Here is a 2,500-nt window from a genome sequence, read left to right on the forward strand (position 1 = left end):
ACTATAAATCAATAACGAAAATACATCAATATATTACATAAAATCTAACAATTTTTCATAAAAAAGCCTCATATCTTAAAGATATGAGGCTTGTAAGTCTTGACTATATCAAGATAAAGAAAGGCAGCGACCTACTCTCCCACATAAATGCAGTACCATCGGCGCTATTGGGCTTAACTTCTCTGTTCGGGATGGGAAGAGGTGAGCCCCAATGCTATAACCACCCTAAGAGTTTAGTTATTAGTTATTGGTTTATAGAAGTTAGTTTACACTAACTACTAGCTACTAATTACTGTTAACTCTTCAGCTTTGCTGAAGTAATAAGTTAACATATGGTAAAATAATATTGTAAGTTCAAAATAAAAAAAGAGTGTCTCTCACCGCCGAAGCGGTGAGAAGCGTACATAAGTCTATGGGTTATTAGTACTACTCGGCTATGACATTACTGCCTTTACACCTATAGCCTATCAACGTTGTCATCTCCAACGACCCTTTAAAGAAATCTCATCTTGTGGTGGGTTTCGCGCTTATATGCTTTCAGCGCTTATCCCTTCCCGACGTAGCTACCCTGCTATGCTACTGGCGTAACAACAGGTACACTAGAGGTCAGTCCAACTCGGTCCTCTCGTACTAGAGTCAGATCCACGCAAATTTCTAACGCCCACAGCAGATAGAGACCGAACTGTCTCACGACGTTCTGAACCCAGCTCGCGTGCCACTTTAATGGGCGAACAGCCCAACCCTTGGGACCTTCTCCAGCCCCAGGATGTGACGAGCCGACATCGAGGTGCCAAACCCCCCCGTCGATATGAGCTCTTGGGGGAGATCAGCCTGTTATCCCCGGAGTACCTTTTATCCTTTGAGCGATGGCCCTTCCATGCGGAACCACCGGATCACTATGCTCTTGTTTCCAACCTGATCGACCTGTATGTCTCTCAGTCAAGCACCCTTATGCCATTGCACTCTACGCACGGTTACCAAGCGTGCTGAGGGTACCTTTAGAAGCCTCCGTTACTCTTTTGGAGGCGACCACCCCAGTCAAACTACCCACCAAGCACTGTCCTCATCTCTGAGTTAGACTCTAGATAAGCAAAGGGTGGTATTTCAAGGATGACTCCACAACGCCTAGCGACGCCGCTTCAAAGTCTCCCACCTATCCTACACATTACTTATCCAAAGCCAATACTAAGCTATAGTAAAGGTTCACGGGGTCTTTTCGTCCCGCTGCGGGTAATCGGCATCTTCACCGATACTACAATTTCACCGAGCTCATGGCTGAGACAGTGTCCAGATCGTTGCACCATTCGTGCAGGTCGGAACTTACCCGACAAGGAATTTCGCTACCTTAGGACCGTTATAGTTACGGCCGCCGTTTACTGGGGCTTCATTTCAGATCTTCGCCGAAGCTAAACCCTCCACTTAACCTTCCAGCACCGGGCAGGTGTCAGGCCTTATACATCATCTTTCAATTTAGCAAAGCCCTGTGTTTTTGATAAACAGTCGCCTGGACCTTTTCACTGCGGCCCCTCATAGAGGGGCGACCCTTCTCCCGAAGTTACGGGTCGATTTTGCCTAGTTCCTTAGCCATGAATCTCTCGAGCACCTTAGAATTCTCATCCCAACTACCTGTGTCGGTTTACGGTACGGGTTCTTATAATCTGAAGCTTAGAGGTTTTTCTTGGAAGCCTTTAGGCACACTATCCACGCAGCCGAAGCCTTATGGTACTATCAACCTTCTCCAAAATCTGCGGATTTGCCTACAAATTCTATAGATACAGTCTTCAACGTACTATTCCGTCAGTACGCGGTGCTTTCAATACTCCGTCACCCCATCGCAATTATAAGAAGTACAGGAATATTAACCTGTTGTCCATCGACTACTCCCTTCGGATTCGCCTTAGGTCCCGACTAACCCTCAGCTGATTAGCATCGCTGAGGAAACCTTAGTCTTTCGGTGTGCGGGTTTCTCGCCCGCATTATCGTTACTTATGCCTACATTTTCTTTTGTAACCACTCCAGCATGCCTCACAACACACCTTCTACGCAGGTTACAATGCTCCCCTACCACTTTTACAAGTCCATAGCTTCGGTAATATGTTTATGCCCGATTATTATCCATGCTCGACCGCTCGACTAGTGAGCTGTTACGCACTCTTTAAATGAATGGCTGCTTCCAAGCCAACATCCTAGCTGTCTGGGCAGTCAAACCTCGTTTTTTCAACTTAACATATATTTGGGGACCTTAGCTGATGGTCTGGGTTCTTTCCCTCTCGGACATGGACCTTAGCACCCATGCCCTCACTGCTGAGAAACATTTTATAGCATTCGGAGTTTGTCAGGAATTGGTAGGCGGTGAAGCCCCCGCATCCAATCAGTAGCTCTACCTCTATAAAACTTTTACTCAACGCTGCACCTAAATGCATTTCGGGGAGTACGAGCTATTTCCGAGTTTGATTGGCCTTTCACCCCTACCCACAGGTCATCCAAAGACTTTTCAACG

2 rRNA genes (1 of these 2 cut by a window edge) are annotated in these 2,500 nt (G+C 46.5%); both read right to left on the minus strand.

Features of this window, described 5'->3' with window-relative positions:
* Positions 1-118 precede the first annotated feature (118 nt).
* A 5S ribosomal RNA gene (gene rrf, locus DIS07_RS14815) occupies positions 119-228 on the minus strand.
* Between the two features lie 172 nt (positions 229-400).
* Positions 401-2,500: ribosomal RNA gene (locus tag DIS07_RS14820) — 23S ribosomal RNA — on the minus strand; it runs 769 nt beyond the window's last position.

The organism is Polaribacter aquimarinus, assembly GCF_003129485.1.
Classification (GTDB): domain Bacteria; phylum Bacteroidota; class Bacteroidia; order Flavobacteriales; family Flavobacteriaceae; genus Polaribacter; species Polaribacter aquimarinus.